The organism is Amycolatopsis thailandensis, assembly GCF_042723255.1.
GTDB classification, from domain to species: Bacteria; Actinomycetota; Actinomycetes; order Mycobacteriales; family Pseudonocardiaceae; genus Amycolatopsis; species Amycolatopsis thailandensis.
In genome coordinates, this window is the sequence record NZ_JBHXJK010000155.1 from 1 (window position 1) to 17,930 (window position 17,930).

At 70.0% G+C, this 17,930-nt stretch carries 14 protein-coding genes; 12 read left to right on the top strand and 2 right to left on the bottom strand.

What is annotated here, in order from left to right; genetic code table 11:
* The first annotated feature begins 344 nt into the window (after positions 1 to 344).
* The 4 genes from ACFWMR_RS37135 (at position 345) to ACFWMR_RS37150 (ending at position 4,450) form a co-directional block, all read left to right on the top strand.
* Entirely contained in the window at positions 345 to 1,241 is an 897-nt protein-coding gene (locus tag ACFWMR_RS37135; RefSeq protein WP_378381779.1) for a helix-turn-helix transcriptional regulator, read from the top strand.
* Between the two features lie 138 nt (positions 1,242 to 1,379).
* Positions 1,380 to 2,189, top strand: a complete 810-nt coding sequence (locus tag ACFWMR_RS37140; protein ID WP_093937451.1) for a 2-amino-3,7-dideoxy-D-threo-hept-6-ulosonate synthase — start codon at positions 1,380 to 1,382, stop codon at positions 2,187 to 2,189.
* The gene (locus ACFWMR_RS37145; RefSeq protein WP_378381780.1) at positions 2,186 to 3,289 is read left to right on the top strand and encodes a 3-dehydroquinate synthase II family protein; all 1,104 of its coding nucleotides are present in this window, start codon (positions 2,186 to 2,188) and stop codon (positions 3,287 to 3,289) included. Before ACFWMR_RS37140 ends, ACFWMR_RS37145 begins: the two co-directional genes overlap by 4 nt.
* Positions 3,290 to 3,352: 63 nt before the next feature.
* Positions 3,353 to 4,450, top strand: coding sequence for an AMP-binding protein (locus tag ACFWMR_RS37150; protein WP_378381782.1), 1,098 nt, complete (start codon positions 3,353 to 3,355; stop codon positions 4,448 to 4,450).
* Between the two features lie 9 nt (positions 4,451 to 4,459).
* On the opposite strand, the gene ACFWMR_RS37155 is transcribed toward ACFWMR_RS37150, so the two are convergent.
* Both ACFWMR_RS37155 and ACFWMR_RS37160 read right to left on the bottom strand, forming a co-directional pair.
* Entirely contained in the window at positions 4,460 to 5,242 is a 783-nt protein-coding gene (locus tag ACFWMR_RS37155) for an AfsR/SARP family transcriptional regulator (RefSeq protein ID WP_378381783.1), read from the bottom strand.
* A gap of 44 nt (positions 5,243 to 5,286) precedes the next feature.
* Complete coding sequence (locus tag ACFWMR_RS37160; RefSeq protein ID WP_167406336.1) at positions 5,287 to 6,732, bottom strand: MFS transporter; 1,446 nt, start codon at positions 6,730 to 6,732, stop codon at positions 5,287 to 5,289.
* 294 nt (positions 6,733 to 7,026) lie between these two features.
* Here ACFWMR_RS37160 and ACFWMR_RS37165 point away from each other — a divergent pair, with 294 nt between their 5' ends.
* The 8 genes from ACFWMR_RS37165 to ACFWMR_RS37200 are packed head-to-tail and all read left to right on the top strand — an operon-like array spanning position 7,027 to position 17,646.
* The gene (locus ACFWMR_RS37165) at positions 7,027 to 7,545 is read left to right on the top strand and encodes a flavin reductase family protein (RefSeq protein ID WP_378381784.1); all 519 of its coding nucleotides are present in this window, start codon (positions 7,027 to 7,029) and stop codon (positions 7,543 to 7,545) included.
* Complete coding sequence (locus ACFWMR_RS37170) at positions 7,542 to 9,128, top strand: 4-hydroxyphenylacetate 3-hydroxylase N-terminal domain-containing protein (RefSeq protein WP_378277184.1); 1,587 nt, start codon at positions 7,542 to 7,544, stop codon at positions 9,126 to 9,128. Before ACFWMR_RS37165 ends, ACFWMR_RS37170 begins: the two co-directional genes overlap by 4 nt.
* Positions 9,129 to 9,141: 13 nt before the next feature.
* Positions 9,142 to 10,779, top strand: coding sequence for a class I adenylate-forming enzyme family protein (locus ACFWMR_RS37175; RefSeq protein ID WP_378381786.1), 1,638 nt, complete (start codon positions 9,142 to 9,144; stop codon positions 10,777 to 10,779).
* A complete protein-coding gene (locus ACFWMR_RS37180) occupies positions 10,776 to 11,813 on the top strand; it encodes a methyltransferase (protein WP_378381787.1) in 1,038 nt (345 codons plus the stop codon). Before ACFWMR_RS37175 ends, ACFWMR_RS37180 begins: the two co-directional genes overlap by 4 nt.
* A 7-nt stretch (positions 11,814 to 11,820) precedes the next feature.
* Positions 11,821 to 13,794: an FAD/NAD(P)-binding protein gene (locus tag ACFWMR_RS37185; RefSeq protein WP_378381788.1), complete on the top strand. Its 1,974-nt coding sequence runs from the start codon at positions 11,821 to 11,823 to the stop codon at positions 13,792 to 13,794.
* Positions 13,779 to 14,585: an SDR family NAD(P)-dependent oxidoreductase gene (locus ACFWMR_RS37190; RefSeq protein ID WP_378381789.1), complete on the top strand. Its 807-nt coding sequence runs from the start codon at positions 13,779 to 13,781 to the stop codon at positions 14,583 to 14,585. Before ACFWMR_RS37185 ends, ACFWMR_RS37190 begins: the two co-directional genes overlap by 16 nt.
* 14 nt (positions 14,586 to 14,599) lie before the next feature.
* On the top strand, positions 14,600 to 16,258 hold the full coding sequence (locus ACFWMR_RS37195) for an FAD-dependent monooxygenase (protein WP_378381790.1): 1,659 nt from the start codon (positions 14,600 to 14,602) through the stop codon (positions 16,256 to 16,258).
* Positions 16,255 to 17,646 (top strand): class-II fumarase/aspartase family protein, encoded by a 1,392-nt coding sequence (locus ACFWMR_RS37200; protein ID WP_378381791.1) that lies wholly within the window; start codon positions 16,255 to 16,257, stop codon positions 17,644 to 17,646. The genes ACFWMR_RS37195 and ACFWMR_RS37200 overlap by 4 nt, the downstream gene beginning before the upstream one ends.
* Positions 17,647 to 17,930: the final 284 nt, after the last annotated feature.

Genomic DNA, 17,930 nt, shown 5'->3' on the forward strand with positions numbered 1-17,930 from the left:
CCGTCCCCCGCCCCGCTTTTGAGGCCGCTAACCCTTTTGGGGCCGTTCATTCCCCCCTAAGTGGCCTATCCCCGACGCTCTCGAGCCCCTTCACCCCGCCGATCGCCGACGAACACCGGTCCGTGAAGGCCTCCTTGAGGGACTCTAGGCCCCTCAAGGAGGCCTTCACGGACCTGCAACCCGGCAGAACACCTTTGCCCCCTCACACTCACCCGGCGCGAGGGAAAGCATCCCCGCCCACCACGGCACGTCGGGCTTACCCCTTAATAGTAATCGCCAGCCTAGTAATGGCATTACCAGCTTACCGAGGTTGTTCACCTCGCCCCGTCCGCCATAATGGGTAGGTGCAGGCAAGGAAGGAACTCAGCGATTTCCTGCGGTCCCGGCGTGATCGGCTGCGGCCGGAGGACGTGGGACTGACGTCGGTCGGCCGCAGGCGTACTCCGGGCCTGCGCCGCACGGAGATCGCCCACCTGGCCGGGATCAGCGTCGATTACTACGTCCGGATGGAGCAGGGCCGCGACGGGCGGCCCTCGCCCACCGTGCTGGAGGCGCTTTCACGGGTACTGGGCCTCGACGAGGACGAACGCAGTCACCTGTACACGCTCGCCCGCTCCGAACCGGCGCCCCGGCGGGCGAATTCCGACGAAGAGGTCCGGCCGAGCGTGCGCAGGCTGCTCGAACTGCTGAACCCGAGCACGCCCGCGTTCGTCGTCGGGCGGCGGATGGAAGTGCTCGCCTGGAACGATCTCGCGGTCGCGCTGCTCACCGATTTCGAAGCCTGCCGCCCACCGCTGCGCAACATGGTGTGGCACGGCTTCTGCGACCCCGCCGCGCGGGAACTGTACGTGGACTGGGAACAGATGGCGCGGCAGGAACTGGCGCATCTCCGGGTGGCGGTCGGCCGCTATCCGGACGATCCCGGCATCGTCGCGCTGGTCGGGGAACTGTTCCTCAAGAGCGAGGATTTCCGGCAGTGGTGGGAGAACCACGACGTCCAGGACCGGAGCCACGGCCTGCGGGAGTTCGACCACCCGCTGGTGGGCAAACTCGAATTGCATTATGAATCCCTTTCCGTTCCCGGTGTGCTCGACCAGAAACTGGTCACCTACACAGCGGACAAGGGCAGCCCGTCCCAAGCCGCCCTCGAAGCGCTCGCCGCGGCGGCGGCCGAGACGAAGCGCGCCCACGCGGAGCGCGAGGCCGGGCCCGAGAACCGGGTCGCGGCGCCGGGCGGCTGATCTCTGCCGATTTTCGCCTGATTCTTCAGCGTGCGCTGCCAGCCTGGCTCAAGGGAGAATCCCGCACCGCTCGAATGCCGGATGCGGAGCCCAGCAGCCAAAGGCAGGTACTTCGGATACGACACGCTAGGCGGGCAGATGTCAGTCAATCTTCTCACCGGGAAATCACTACGCATGGCGCGCCTTTCCCGGCGCGGTGACAACAGATACCTCTTCGTGCCGCTGGACCATTCGATCTCCGATGGCCCCATCGGCACCGCGGCGGCTTTCAATCGCTTGATAGAAGACATCTCGGACGGTGGCGGCGACGCGATCGTCGTGCACAAGGGACGCGCGCGCATGGTCGATCCGGCGGCGCTGGGCGACTGTTCCCTGGTGGTGCACCTTTCCGCCAGCACCACGCACGCCAGCGACCGGGACGCCAAGGTGCTCGTCGGTGGTGTCGACGAAGCGGTGCGGCTGGGCGCGGACGCGGTCAGCGTGCACGTCAACATCGGTTCGGAGACCGAGGCGGTGCAACTGGCCGATCTCGGCGCCGTCGCGTCGGCCTGCGCGAACTGGGGAATGCCGTTGCTGGCCATGATCTATCCCCGCGGCCCGCGGATCAGCGATCCCGGTGATCCGGCGCTGCTCGCGCACGTGGTCGGCATCGCGGCCGACCTCGGCGCCGACATCGTCAAGACGGTGCTGGCCACGCCCGCCGAGCGGATGGCCCAGGTGGTGCTCAGCTCGCCGATCCCGGTCGTGGTCGCGGGCGGCGCCGCCGTCGAAGGCGGCCTCACCGCCTTCGCCACCTCGGCCTTGGCGGCGGGCTGCCGGGGCGTGGCCGTGGGCAGGCGGGTCTTCGACAGCCCTGACCCGCGCCGCGCCGTCCGTGAACTGGCCGCGGCGATCCACGGCCCTCAGCTGACCGACTCCCTGCGCAAGGAACTGGTGGGTGCCCCGTGAAGTTCGCCTGGATCGACCTCCGTACCGTGCCCGACGTCCAGCGGGAGGCGGTCGTCGACGCGGCCGTGCACGCGCGGGTGGACGCCATCGTGCACGACGACGTAAGCCTGCTCGACACCCTTCCCGCCACCGTCAAACGCGTTCTGGTCCAGCCGGACGGCGCCGGTGCCGGCGAGGGCCTGGTGCGGCTTCGCACCGTGGGCGGGGAAACCGAGCTGAACGCGCTCAAGAGCGCGTGGTACGACGACAAGACCGACATCGCCGGGCTGGTGCACGTGCGCGACGACGCCACGCTGACGCTCGCCTGCGAATCCGCGCGTTCGCTGCCTTACACGGTGGTGGAGTTCCGCGACCCGACGAAGATCCCGCTGGAGATCGTGATCGCGGCGGCGGACGGTTCGCCGGGGCAGCTGATCTGCCAGGCCGCCGATCTCGAAGAAGCGCAGATCATCGTGGACGTCCTCGAAAAAGGCTCCGAAGGCGTGTTGCTGGCGCCTCGCGACGCCAACGACGTCTTCGGCCTGATGGAGATCCTGCGGGACAAGACCCCGCAGCTGAGCCTGGCCAAGCTCACCGTCGAGTCGATCGAGCACTGCGGACTCGGCGACCGGGTCTGCATCGACACCTGCACCCATTTCGGCGAGGACGAGGGCATGCTGGTCGGCTCGTACTCGCAGGGTTTCATCCTGTGCTGCAGCGAAACCCATCCGCTGCCCTACATGCCGACGAGGCCGTTCCGGATCAACGCCGGGGCACTGCACTCGTACGTCTTCGGGCAGGACAACCGGACGAACTACCTGAGCGAGCTCAAGGCGGGCAGCACCGTGCTCGGCGTCGGCGCCGACGGCCGGACCCGCCGGATCGTGGTCGGGCGGATCAAGCTGGAATCCCGGCCGCTGCTGAGCATCAAGGCCGTTTCGGAGGACGGTGTCGGCGTCAACCTGATCGTGCAGGACGACTGGCACGTGCGGGTGCTCGGCCCCGGCGGCGCGGTGCTCAACGTCACCGAGCTCACGCCGGGCACGCAGGTACTGGGTTACCTCGCCACCGACCAGCGGCACGTCGGCTGGCCCGTCGGCGAATTCTGTCTGGAAAAGTGACCTCCGCCGGTCCCGCCCCGGTCTCGCGGCCCGGGCGGGACCGGCCTTCGGACGGTGGTGGGCATGAAAACGCGATCCTGGTGGGGAGAGGACCTTCTCGGCCGCGGCACCGACGACGAGCTGTGGGCGTGCGGAGAGCGCGCCGTCACCCGCGGCAAGCTCCGGGCGGAGGTGGCCTGGCTCGCCAACGCCTACCGCCATCACGGCATCGGCGCCGGGACCACGGTCGCCCTGCACGGAACCCCCAGCTTCACCCAGTTGTGGTCGGTGTTCGCCCTGTGGGAGCTGGGCGCACAGATCGCCTTGATCGAGCAGAAGACCTGCCTCGCCGAGATGACCTGTCTGCTCGGCCGGTGGCGGCCGCAGTACTTCGTCACCTTCGGCGGCAGCGGTCGCAGGCACCGCCCGTTCACCGACGAATGCGAAGTGCTGGTGAGACGGCTGCCCGACGGCGAGCCCGCCTCCACCGGCCACGGTCTGCTCCAGCTCTCCTCGGGCACCACCGGCGCGGGAAAGCTCATCGGCCGGACGCCGGAGTCGATCCTCGCCGAACTCGGCCGGATCGCCGCCGTGGACGGCGTTCCGGGACCTGGGGAACTGGTGCTGCTGCTGAACTCCACCGCGCGTTCCTTCGGTCTCGTCGGCGGTGTCCTGCACGGCCTCGACACCGGCGCTGTCCTGCTGTTCCCCGCCCCGGCCGCGCCCACGCGGGCGGCCGACGTCGTCCTCGGGGAACCCCGGCATTTCGCGCGGCTCGGCGAGGATTCCGTCGAGCCCTTCACCTCGCTGCGTGCCGCGATCTCCAGTGGCGACGTCCTGCGCCGCGACGTCTTCGACCGCTTCCGGGCCCGGCACGGCGTGCGCGTCGGCCAGGCTTACGGCACCACCGAAACCGGCGTGATCTCGATGGACGTCGCGGGCCGGTTCGCGGTCTCCGGCGTCGGGAAACCGGTGCCGGGGATCAGGATCCGCGTCGCGAACGGCGTGCTGGACGTGCACCTGGCACGTTCGCCGTACGTCATGGAGAGCGACCCCTGGAACGGTGGCTGGCTGTCCACCGGTGACCGGGTCCGGCGGGACCCGGTCACCGGCTCGCTCCAGCTCCTCGGCCGCGCCGAACACGCCGGCGGGGACCTGGAGCTCCTCGAAATCGCCGGGTGACCCCCTCGGTCACCCGGCGGAGATGAGGTCGGAGGGGGTCATCGCGGGCCCCTCCAGGACCGGGTCGGCCAGGAGGATGGCCGTCTGGAGTTCGCTCAGGGCGCGTGAGCTCGTCTCGGCGGAGGTCAGGAACCGCTGGTACACCGCCAGCGCGTCGCCCTGCCTGCCGCTGCGGTAGAGCGCCGTCATCAGGTGCGCGGTCAGCTGTTCCTCCGCCGGATGCCGGTGCACCAGCGCGGTGAGCTTGCCGAGCACCTGGCGGTGGTGACCGAGCCGCAGCGCCAGGTCGGCGCAGATGACGAGGGCCTCCATCCGTTTGGTGCGCAGCCCGACGAGCGTCCGCTGCGCCCCCGGGCCGGTCTTGACGTCGACGAGTGCCTCGGTGCGCCACAGGTTGAGCGCTTCGGTGATCAGCCTGGCCGCGTCGCCGAGGTTCCCGTCCGCGCGCCGGGTCCGCGCGATGCCGACGAGCTTGTCGAACCGGTCGAGGTCGAGTTCCATCGGCTCGGTGGTGAACAGATAGCCCGCGTCCGGGCCGGCGCCGGTGGTGCGCAGGCGTTTCGCCGCGGGACCGAGTGCCTTGCGCAGCTGGAGGATGTGCGTGTGCACCGTCGACACCGAACACTTCCTCGACGCCCCGTCCCCGAGCTCTCTGGCGCACTGACCGACGCTCACCTCGTGGTTGGCGTTCAGCAGCAGGAGCGCCAGCAGCGTTCGCTGCTTCGGCGCCGAGGGCGCGATCGGCCTCCCGTCGTACTGCACCTCGAGCGGGCCCAGCAAAGCGATCCTCACGGTGACTCGACTCCCTTCGATCCACTGCGCTGACGGGTGAAACCTCATCCGGTGACCGGGGTGCCCACCTCCGGCGCCCGGTCGTCCGCGCGACGGCCGAACAAGGCCGCGGTGACCAGCGCGCCCACGATGACGACACAGCTGATCACCAGGTAGACCGCGTGATAGGTGGACAGGCGATCGGCCTGCTCCCCCGATCCGGACAGTGCCGAAGCGAACGCCACGAGCGCCGCGATGCCGACGCTCGAACCGACCTGCTGGGCGGTGATGTTGAACGCGCCGGCGACACCGTGCCGCGCACCGGGCACTCCGGTGAGCGAAGCCGCGGTGAGCGCGGTGTAGGCCAGGCCCTGTCCGATGGCCATCACCGCGACCCCCGGCAGGATGTGGGTCAGGTAGTCGCCGTCCAACGGCGTGCGGAGCCAGAGCGCGACCCCCGCGGCGAGCAGGACGAGGCCGGCGACGAGAACGCGTCGCTGGCCGAACCGCGACAGCAGGCGGCCGGCGACGTTCGAGAACACGGCCACGAGAAGGCTCATCGGAAGTACCGCCAGCCCCGACTGCAAAGGCGTGTAGCCGAGCATGCCCTGCATGTAGAGCGGCGCGAAGAACAGGACCCCGTTGAGCGCGAAGAAGAACAGCGCGCCGGCTAGGGTCGCCGCGCGGACCGGCCGGGACCGCAGGATGCCGACCGAGAACAGCGGCTCCGGCGCCCGGCGTTCCCAGGCCACGAAACCGGCGAGCAGCAGGAGCGCGAGCAGCGCCGACACGATCGTGCCGGTGTCCGACAGGCCCACTTCGCCCGCCCTGGTCACCGCGAAGATGCCCGCCAGCAGGCCGGCGGTGACCATCGCCGCGCCGGGCAGGTCGACCGGCCGCCGGTCGCCGACGGAGCTCGGCAGGAGCGGCCGGATACCGAGCAGCACCAGCACGCTCATGACGGCGCTGAAGGCGAACACCGCGTGCCAGCCGAAGGCGCTGGTGAGCACGCCGCCGAGCACCAGGCCGACCCCGAAGCTCGCCGCGCCCACCGCGGTGTAGATCCCCAGCGCGCGGTTGCGCAGCCGTCCCGGCGGGAAGACCTGGAACAGCAACGCCATCGCCGCCGGGACGGACAAGGCCGCGCCCATCCCCTGTGCCGCCCTGGCCGCGATCAGCACCTCCGCGGTGGGCACGACGACCGGGGCGAGCGCGCCGACGGCGAAGACCCCGATCCCGGCAGCCAGTACCAGCCGCCTGCTGAACACGTCGGCCAGCCTGCCGCCGAACAGCAGGCAGCCCGCGAACGTGATCCCGTAGCCGGTCATCGTCCACTGCAGCAGGGCGTCGTCCATCCGCAGATCCCGGCCGATGTCGGGCAGCGCCGGATTGACCACCGCCACGCTGCCGACGTCGAGTGCCACCGCGGCCGCCAGCAGGATCAGGGTCCACCACAGTCTCGGGGTGAAACCCGCGCCCAGTTCCTCGACGCGCGGCACTTGCTTGGTCACCAGAACGCTCCTCGGGTCGTGACTCCGCGACAAACCGGATCGTCGCTTTCCGATCCGGGGATTCAGTCAGCCTCGCAGGCCACGCGTCCGGCAGATAGTGCTCTGTCATTCCTAGTAATCCGAGGGCTAGCCAAGCGGATACCAGGAATCACGGAGATCGCTATAGCGGACCTTGCTCGATTTTTCATCGGACCTCGTGAGCATGGGAGGCGTACCGATTCGGTCCAGGAGGGAGACACCGGTGTCCGGCCAAGAACCCCACCCGCCCTTTCCCCGACGAACCGGAAGTGGGCGGTGAAACAGGCGATCCGCGGGCTCAGGGACTGCCTCGCCCAGTTCGCCACCGGCGTCACCGTGGTCACCGTTCGCCATGAAGGCGCCGTACACGGCGCGACGGTGAACGCGTTCGCGTCGATTTCGCTCGACCCGCCGCTCGTGATGGTTTCGCTGGACCGCCGCAGCAGATTGTGCGCGCGACTGGCGGGAGCCGCTTTCGAAATCAACATCCTTTCCACGTGGCAGCAAGGAATCGCCCGGCATTTCGCGGGCGCGGGCACGGATCCGGCACCGGAGATCCGCTGGGACGTGTTCCCGCATTCCGTCCGGCTCGCCGGCTGCGCCGCGTATCTGAGCTGTGCGCCGTGGGCCTCCTACGACGGTGGCGACCACGTGATCTACCTCGGCGAAGTGCGGAACTTCGAGATCCGGGGCGGTCCCCCGCTCGTCTTCCACCGCGGCGGCTTCCACGAACTGCGCCGAACCGCCACCGAAGCGCTCGCCCCTACCACCGACGGGACAGGAATCCTTCGATGACACTCCAGCAGGAAACCACCGGTCCGGCGAACGGCCGTCCGACGGCTTCCCGGCCGATGAACGGGCAGGAATATCTGGAAAGCCTGCGCGACGACCGGGAAATCTACCTCTACGGCGACCGCGTCGCCGACGTCACGAAGCATCCGGCGTTCCGCAATTCCGCCCTGATGACCGCGCGGCTTTACGACGCGTTGCACGACCCTGCCAAACACGACGTGCTGACGACCGCGACCGACACCGGGAGCGGCGGCTACACGCACAGCTTCTTCCGGACCCCGCGCACCCCGCAGGACCTCCTCGACGATCGCGAGGCCATCGCCGAATGGGCGAGGCTCACCTACGGCTGGATGGGCCGGAGCCCGGACTACAAGGCGAGTTTCCTCGGGACACTCGGCGCCAACGCGGACTTCTACTCGCCGTTCCAGGACAACGCGCGCCGCTGGTACCGCGAGTCCCAGGAGAAAGTGCTGTTCTGGGACCACGCGATCGTGCATCCGCCGGTCGACCGGCACCTGCCGTCCGAGTCGGTGAAGGACGTCTTCGTCCACGTGGAGAAGGAAACCGACAGCGGCCTGATCGTCAGCGGCGCGAAGGTCGTCGCCACCGGCTCCGCGATCACCAACCTGAACTTCATCTCGCACTACGGCATGCCCATCAAGGAACGCGAGTTCGCGCTGATCGCGACCCTGCCGATGACCGCGCCGGGGCTCAAGCTCATCTGCCGTCCGTCCTACGCGGCCACCGCCGCGGTGATGGGCAGTCCTTACGACCATCCCCTCTCCAGCCGGTTCGACGAGAACGACACGATCTTCGTGATGGACAAGGTGCTCATTCCTTGGGAGAACGTGTTCATCTACGGCGACTCCGACAAGGTGAACGAATTCGTCGCCGAGTCCGGTTCGCTGGAGCGGCTGACCTTCCAGAGCTGTATCCGGCTGGCGGTGAAGATCGACTTCATCGCGGGTCTCCTGCTCAAGGCGATCGAGATGACCGGGACCAAGGACTTCCGCGGCGTGCAGGCGCGGGCCGGTGAGGTGCTCGCCTGGCGCAACCTGTTCTGGGCGCTCAGCGAGGCGATGGCCAGGAATCCGCGGGAGTGGCGGGACGGTTCGCTGCTGCCGCGGAAGGACTACGGCCTCGCGTACCGCTGGTTCATGACGCTCGGCTACCCGCGGATCAAGGAGATCATCGAGCAGGACGTCGCCAGCGGCCTCATCTACGTCAACTCGAGCGCGGACGACTTCAAGAACCCCGCGATCCGGCCCTATCTCGACAAGTACGTCCGCGGCTCGAACGGGCACGACGCGGTGAGCCGGGTGAAGCTGATGAAGCTGCTGTGGGACGCGATCGGCACCGAGTTCGGCAGCAGGCACGAACTGTACGAGCGCAACTCCTCCGGGAACCACGAATCGATCCGCACCGAGATCCTCGCGGCGCAGACCGAAAGCGGCCAGGTCGACGGGTACAAGGGGTTCGCCGAGCAGTGCCTGCGCGAGTACGACCTCGACGGCTGGACGGTGCCGGACCTCGACTCCTTCGACGAGCTGAAACACGTCATGCGCGGCCTCGGCCGCAGGTCTTGAGCCGGAGGGCATCGTGTATCTGCTGGGCACGCACCGGTCCGTCGCCGACCGGCTGAAACTGTCGACAAGGCGTGAGCTGGGCGCGGGGAATTTCTTCTGGCACGTCTGCGAAATCGCCCGCGACCTCGACCGGCCGCTGCTGTTCCGGCACGAGGACGGTGTAGTGGTGGGACATTCCCTCGCCGAACTGCGCGACAAGGTGCTGCGCCGCGCGCACTGGTACGCGGCGGAGGGCGTGGAACCGGGCACGCGGGTCGGTGTCCACCTGCGTGACGGGCTGGCCGGTTTCCTGCACCACATCGCGATCACGGCGCTCGGCGGGGTCACCACGCTGACCAATCCGCGGATGCCGCCGGACACGGCGGCGCATTACTTCGACCGCACGGACACCGCTTTGGTGGTCACCGACACCGAGGTGCCCGCCGTGTCCGGAAGACGGTACGTCGATGAGAAGACGGTCGACGTACCGTGGGACGGCCCGTCTCCCCCGCTGCCGGATCCCCACCGGCACCGGGACGACGACCTGGTGCTGATCTCCCACTCGTCCGGCACCACCGGTGTGCCGAAGCCGACGGCCTTCGCGCACCGCACTTTCTCCGTCGGCAAACGGGAACGGCTCTGGAAGTTCCCTTCCCGGAGAACCGACCGGATGCTCACCGCGCTGCCGCACAGTCATTCCTCCGGGATCAGCTATCTGAGCCTCGCCCTGATGCTCGGAACGCCGACCATGCTGGCCGACGGGACGTCGGGCGAAGCGGTCGCCGAGGCGATGAACGCCTTCCGGCCCACGCTCGTGCTCGGTTTCCCCGGCACCCTCGCGGAACTGCCGATCTCTTCGCTGACGGCGGAAGCGGCGGACACCGTCCACACCTGGATGGGCATGGGCGACGCGTCCCACGAACGGCACATCCGGCCGCTGGTGGCGCTCGGCCACACCACGGCCAACGGGACCCGGTCCGCCGGATCGACCTATGTGGACGGTCTCGGTTCGTCCGAAATGGGCATGGTGCTGTTCAAACACGTCTACACCGCCGACTCCGCCACCTACGCGCGGGCGATCGGCAAACCGGTGCGGGTGGTCCGCGAGGCCGCCGCCCTCGACGACGCGGGCCGGGTCCTGCCGCCGGGCGAGGCCGGGCTGCTGGGGGTGCGCACGCCGAGCGTCACCCCTGGCTACGTGAACGACGAGACGCTGAACCATCTGGCCCGCAGCGGCGACTTCTTCCTCACCGGCGACGTCGTGCGCCAGGACGAGAACGGGACCTGGTACCACCTCGACCGGACGCCGGACGTCATCGAGACCACCGGCGGCGCGGTGTACAGCCTGCCGTTGGAGGAGGTCGTGCTCAACGAGACGAAGGCCCTGGACGCCGCCGTGATCGCGGTGGCCGATCCCGCCGCACCGGGCCGGTCCCTGCCCGCGGCGGTGGTGCTGTTCGGACACGGCGATCCGCCCGACGCCGAGGAGATCCGCGCCTCGTGCAACCTCGCGCTCGCGCGGGCGGGGCTCGCGACCTTGGCCGCCGTGGTCGTCGCCGGCTCGCGGAGCGAACTGCCGGTGGGTGTCACCGGGAAAGTCCTCAAACGCGAACTCCGGGAAAGGCATCGGGACCTCCTCACCGGTGCCGGGCAGAAGGGACGGCACGGATGACCGTGAACGGGACCGACGAGACGGCCGCGCGCGCCGTGGTCGACATCGTCACCGGGACCTGGCGTTCCCAGGCGCTCTACGCGGCGGTGGCGCTCGGCCTGCCCGACCATCTCGCCGAAGGACACGTCACCAGCGCTTCCCTCGCCGCCCGCGCGCAGGCCGACCCCGACGGCGTGCTCAGGCTGATGCGGCTACTGGTCGCGATCGGCGTGTTCGACGGCGACGACCGGACCGGCTACCGCCTCACGCCGATCTCTCAGCTGCTGCGCACGGGCACCGCGACCTCGATGCGCGAGATGTGCCGTCTCTACGGCGAGGAGTTCCACCAGGCCTGGGGTTCGGTCGTCACCGCCGTGCGGACGGGGCGTTCCGGTTTCGAGCACGCGTTCGACCGCACCCTCCACGAGTACCTGGCGGAGGTGCCGGGGGCCGGGCAGCGGTTCCTCGACGCCATGAACGCCGGGAGCGCCTTCTTCGCCGACGTCCCCGCCGCGTTCGACTTCACTCGGGGGAAGACGATCGCGGATCTCGGCGGCGGCAGCGGGAATCTGATGTCCACCGTGCTGGAGGCCCATCCCCATCTGCACGGGGTGCTCGTGGACAAGGAACACATGCTGCCGGTGGCCAGGAACCAGCTCGTCGCCCGCGGCTGCGCCGACCGCTGCGAAGTGGTGGCGGGCGACATCTTCGAAGCCGTGCCCAAGGACGTCGATTTCTACCTGCTGTCCCGGATCCTGCAGGACTGGGACGACAGCGAGTGCATCACGCTGCTCACGCATTGCCGCCGCGCCATGGCGGACGAGTCCGCGCGCGTGCTGATCCTGGAGCGGGTCATCCCCGATTCCGGGACCGAGGTGCTGCCGCTGCTGTGGGATCTGCACCTGCTGATGATGGCGGGCGGCCGCGAGCGGACCCTGGCGAGCTACGAGTCCATTCTGGACGGTGCGGGGCTGCGGCTGGAGTCCGTCCATCCGCTGGCGCTGGAGACCACGCTGCTGGTCGCGGCGCCGGCGCGGCCCGACCGGTCGCGGTGACGGCGTCGTGGAGATCTGCATCATCGGCCTCGGGCCCCGCGGGCTTTCGGTACTGGAACGGTTGTGCGCGAACGCTTCCGTCCTGGTTCCCGACGGCCGCGAGCTCGTGGTGACCGTCCTCGACTCGCATGTGCACGACGGCGGCCTGGTGTGGCATCGGCGCCAGGACCCGCAACTGCTGATGAACACCGTGGCCGCGCAGATCACCATGTTCCTCGACGACACCGTGGAGGCGGCCGGCCCGGTCCGCGAAGGGCCCAGCCTCCACGAATGGGCGAGGTCGCTCGCGGAGGCGCCCTCGTCCGACGAGATCCCGGACGCGGTCCGCGCGGAGGCCGCGACGCTGGGGCCGGATTCCTATCCGTCGCGGGCGTTCTACGGGTCGTACCTGTACTGGACGCTGCGGCGGATCATCAGGACCGCCCCCGCCGCCGTGCGGATCGTGCTGTGCGCGGAGAAGGCCGTCGATCTGCGGGACGCCGAAGACGGTTCGCAGCGAGTCTGGCTGTCCGGCGGCACCGTGCTCGACCGCCAGGACGTCGTGGTGCTCACCCAAGGCCATCTGGACACGCTCCCGGACCGCGAAGAGGCCGCCATGACGCGGTTCGCCCGGAAACACGGTCTGCGCTATCTCGCTCCGCGCAACCCGGCCGGCGCCGAACTCGACGGGATCGGGCCGGGCGAACCGACCGTCCTCAGAGGAATGGGACTGGCCTTCTTCGATTACCTGGCACTGCTGACCGAGGGCCGGGGCGGTCGTTTCGTCCGCACCGGCGACGGCCTGGTCTACCGGCCGTCCGGCCGCGAGCCCCGGCTCGTCACCGGATCCCGGCGCGGCGTTCCGTACCACTCGCGCGGCGAGAACCAGAAAGGGGCTTTCGGCAGGCACGAGCCGTTGTTCCTCACCGCGGAGGTGATCGGGCGGCTGAGCGGACGCCCGGAGCCCGCCGACTTCCGCGCCGACGTCTGGCCGCTGATCGACCGCGAGGTCCGCGCGGTGTTCTACGCGGCGCTGGTGCGTGATCGCGAATCACCGGCGAGAGCCCGGGAATTCACGCGGGCCTTCGTCGAGGCCGCGGGTGATGGGGCGCCGGTCCCGTCGGATCCACTGGCGCCGGCATCGTCACCGGAGGAAGAACGGGTGCTCGCCGAGTTCGGTGTCGAGGCGCGGTGGGATTGGCGCCGCGTGGCGCGGCCGATCCCGGCGGACGCCCTCACCGGCACCGGCCCGTTCCGCGGCTGGCTTCGGTCCTATTTGGACGAAGACATCTCCGAAGGGCGGCGGGGCAACGTGCGCAGCCCGCTCAAAGCCGCGCTCGACGTGCTCCGGGACCTGCGCAACGAGATCCGGCTCGTGGTCGATCACGGTGGTCTCTCCGGCGACTCCTACCGCGACGATCTCCAGCGCTGGTACACGCCGCTGAACGCGTTCCTCTCGATCGGCCCGCCCGTGCGGCGCGTCGAGGAGATGGCGGCGCTGATCGACAGCGGCGTGCTGAGCGTCCTCGGCCCGGGTCTGTGCGTCCAGGCCTCGCCGGACGCCCGCCGGTTCATCGCGCGCTCCGCGCGGCTGCCCGACGTCACCGAAGCCGCCACCACCCTGATCGAGGCGCGGCTGCCCGACGCCGACCTCCGCCGGACCCAGGACCTGCTGCTGCGGAACCTGCTGGCACGAGGCGAATGCCGCCTTCACCGGATCCCGATCTCCCAGGGCGGTTCGTATCCGACCGGTGGCCTCGCCGTCACCCGCCGCCCGTATCGCCTGGTGGACCTCGGTGGCAGGCCGCACCCCCGCCGGTTCGCTTTCGGCGTGCCCACCGAGACCGTGCACTGGGTGACCGCGGCGGGAATCCGCCCTGGCGTCAACTCGGTCATCTTGACCGACGCGGACGCCGTCGCCAGGGCCGCGCTCGAAATCACGCTGTCGGACTCCGCACCATCCCAACCGAAGAAATCAGGAGAATCATGGATCTACAGCTGACCGGCCGCGTCGCGGTGGTCACCGGCGCTTCCAAGGGGATCGGGCTCGCGATCGCCCGGACACTGCGCGAGGAAGGCGCCAGGGTCGTCGCGGTGTCCCGCAAGAGCAGTCCGGAACTCGACCTGCTCGCCGGGGCCGATCTGACGCACGTCGCGGCCGACCTGATGGATCCCGACGCGCCGGCGGAGGTGGTGGCGCGGGCCGCGGACCTCTACGGCGGCCTCGACATCCTGGTGAACAACGCGGGCGGGCCGCCACCGGGAGTGATCCTGCCGCGCGCCTCGTTCCTTGACGCCACGGACGAGGAGTGGGGGAAGATGTTCGAGTTCAACCTGTTCTCCGCCGTGCGCGCCATCCGGGCCGCGCTGCCGCTGATGATCGAACGCGGCGGCGGGTCGATCGTCAACATCTCCTCGTGCAACGCGCGGCAGCCCTCCCCCATCAACGTCGACTACGGGGCGGCCAAGGCGGGCATGAACAACGTGAGCAAGGTGCTCTCGGACGAATTCGGGCCGCGGGGCATCCGGGTGAACGTGGTCTCCCCCGGCCCGGTCCGCACCGCCTGGTGGACCGAGGAGGGCGGCGTCGCCGATCTGTTCGCGGCCAAGACCGGGAAGGATCCCGAAACCGTGATGACCGAGGTGGTCCCGGAAATGATGGGCCTGGCCACCGGCCGGATCGCCGACCCGCAGGAGATCGCCGCCGTCGTCGCGCTGCTGGCCTCACCGCTTTCGGTCAACACCACCGGGGCGGAGTTCGCGGTGGATTCCGGGTTCGTCAAGACGATCTAGGAGGGGGAAGGGTCATGAACGCACCGGCGAGGACTCCGGTCGCCATCGTGGGAGGCGGGCCGGTGGGCCTGTTGCTCGCCCTGTTCCTCGACCGCCACGGCGTCCCGTCGGTGGTGTTCGACCTCGCCGAGTCCACATCGGACCAGCCCCGCGGCAGCACGCACGGTGCCCGCAGCATGGAGCACTACCGGCGGCTCGGCCTGGCGGACGAGGTCCGGCGGCTCGGCCTGCCTTGGGACTATTCGACGGATATCGCGTTCTACACCCACTACAACGGGTTCCGGCTCGCCCGCAATCGCCGCCCCGCCGTGCGGGACCTGATGCGCGAAGTCGCTTCGGGCCCCCGCACGGCGCAGGTCCCCGAACCCATGCACCGCGCCAACCAGATGTACGTCGAAAAGTTGCTGTACCGCCGGGCCCGCACCCGGACGCGCATCGATCTGCGGTTCGGCTGGCGGGTGACCGGGCTCGCCGCCGACGCGGACGGCGTCGACGTCCGGGCTGAGAACGCCCAAGGCCAGGCCCGTGTCTGGCGCGCGGGCCACGTGGCGGGGTGCGACGGCGCCCGCGGCGTCGTGCGGCCCCACCTCGGCTCCCGGTACGCCGGAGCGGGCGGGGTCGAACAGGAGATCCTCGGCGGGCGCACGGTCGCGGCGCATCTGCGCATTCCCACGCTGTACCGGGACTTCCTGGTCGACGGCGGGGCGTGGAGTCATTGGGCGGTGAACACCGATCTGGTGCTGAACCTCATCGCGCTCAACGGGAAGGACGAGTTCTTCCTGCTCACCAGCTCGGCCGATCCGGACTCGGCACCCGACGGGGAGCTCGTCTCGCTCGTACGGCGGGCGGCGGGCGCTCCGGTCCCGGTCACGGTGCTCGGCAGACGGCCGTGGACGTCGGGGATGGCGCTGGTCGCGGACGACTTCGGCACGGACCGGGTGTTCCTGGCCGGCGACGCGGCGCATCTGTTCACACCGAACGGCGGTTTCGGGATGAACACCGGGCTCGACGACGCGGCGAACCTGGCCTGGAAGCTGGCCGCGGCGGCGCAGGGCTGGGCCGGGCCCGGCCTGCTCGCGTCCTACCACCGGGAGCGGCGGCCCATCGCGATCCGCAACACCGGCGCGGCCCGGGAACTCAACCTGGGCTTGGCGAACGTCGCGCGGCCTCGCTGCGTCGAACAGGACACCGACGAAGGCCGCGCGGAACGCCGACGGCTCGGGCGGCTGCTGGCGGACTACGGCGACCGGACGCTCGACACCCTCGGGATCCAGCTCGGCGCGCGGTACGACGGCTCACCGATCGTCGACGGCACGGACGACCCGCCCGCGGATTCGTTCGACAGCTACTCCCCGAGCAGTGTGCCGGGAGGCCGGGCGCCGCATCTGTGGCTGGACGACACCCGGGTGACCGGCAGCTCGCTCTTCGACCACTTCGGCGTCGGATTCACGCTGCTCCGCCTGGGACCGAAGGCACCGCCCGCCGTCGGCCTGCGCACCGAAGCGGCGCGGCGGAACATCCCGCTCAAGGTGCTCGATCTGGTCGATCCGCTGGCCCGCGACCTCTACGAACGGGATCTGGTGCTGATCCGGCCCGACCAGCACGTGGCCTGGCGGGGCAACCACGTCGACCGGGCCGACCGGCTGCTCGCCACCGTGACGGGCGCGAAATGAGCGCGACGGACTCCGGGCTGCTTTCCCCGGTGCGGGCCGGGACATCGGTCGAAGCGGCCACGTCCGACGAGTCGTGGCTCCAGGCGCTCCTGGACGCGGAGGCGGGTTTGGCCCGCGCGCAGGCAGAACTCGGCGTCATCCCGGCCGAAGCCGCCGAACGCGTCGGCGCCGTCGCGAAGGCCGTCGACCTGGTGAGCCTCGCGAGACGGAGCCGCGAAGCCGCGAACCCGGTGGTGGCCCTGGTCGCCGACCTGACCGCGCTGGTCGCCGAGGTCGATCCGGAAGCCGCGGAGTACGTCCATCGCGGGTCGACCAGCCAGGACATCGCCGACAGCGCCGCGATGCTGGTCGCGCACCGGGCGACCGGGCTGATCCTGGCCGAACTGGAGCGGGTGACCGAAGGGCTCGCCAGACTCGCGGAGGAGCACCGGGACCTGGTGATGCCTGGCCGCACACTCGCTCTCCAGGCGGTGCCGGTGACTTTCGGGCTGAAGGCGGCCGGATGGCTCCAGTCGGTCCTGGCCGCCGAAGACGGGCTGCGCCGCGCGCGAGCCGCGCTTCCCGCGCAGCTCGGTGGCGCCGCGGGCACCCTCGCCGGCTACGTCGAGTTCGCCCGGCCCCGGCTCGGCGAAGGCCGGGAAAGCTATCCCGAAGAACTCCTCGCCGGATTCGCCCGCGCGCTGGGCCTCGCCACACCCGTGCTGCCGTGGCACACCGCCCGTGCCCCGCTGGCCGGACTGGGCTCGGCGCTGGCGATCGTCTCCGGGGCGCTCGGCAAACTGGCCATCGACGTCCAGACGTTGTCCCGCACGGAAATCGGCGAGGTCTCCGAACCCGCGGGCGCCGCGCGGGGCGTGTCCTCGGCGATGCCGCACAAGCGGAATCCGGTGCTGGCCACGCTGATCCGCACGGCCGCGCTCCAGGTGCCCGCGCTCGCCCTGATCCTGACCCAGGCCATGCTCGCCGAGGACGAGCGGCCCGGCGGCGCGTGGCACGCCGAAGGGCTGCCGTTGCGCGAGTGTCTCCGGCTGACCGGTGGCGCCGCCACCACCGCGGCCGAACTGGTGGAGGGACTGGTGGTGCATCCGGACCGGATGCGGGAGAACCTGGACCGGACCGGCGGCCTGATCCTGACCGAACGGCTCGCCGCCGTCCTGTCGTCGTCGCTGGGCCGGGTCGCGGCGAAGGCCTTGATGACCGAAGTCGCGGCCGAAGCCGCGCGCACCGGCGGTTCCCTCGGCGAGACACTGTTGGCCGACCCGGTGCTCGCCGCCCGGTTCGACGGCGAGGACCTGACGGCCCTGCTGGCTCCCGAGGGGTACACGGGCGCGGCCGGCCGGCTGGTGGATCGCGCGCTGGCCGACTACCGGCGGCGCCGGGAGGGGTAGGGCAAACGTGTCGCGTCAGGTGGCCGGTCCGTGAAGGCCTCCTTCCCTACCTTCAGAGTAGGGAAGGAGGCCTTCACGGATGTCGGGACAGCGCCTGCCGATCTCAGGGACGCCGACAGTCACAGCGATGCTCATGAAGGCCCGGCCTTCACACCTTGCGCAGCACATGACTCATGTGTCCACAAAGGACACTTTTAGCGGGGCGGATGTCCACTTTCTGCCTAAATGTTTGGTTTCACGCGGGGGTCGTGAGTGGCAAAGAGGGTTAGAACCCTCTTTGCCAC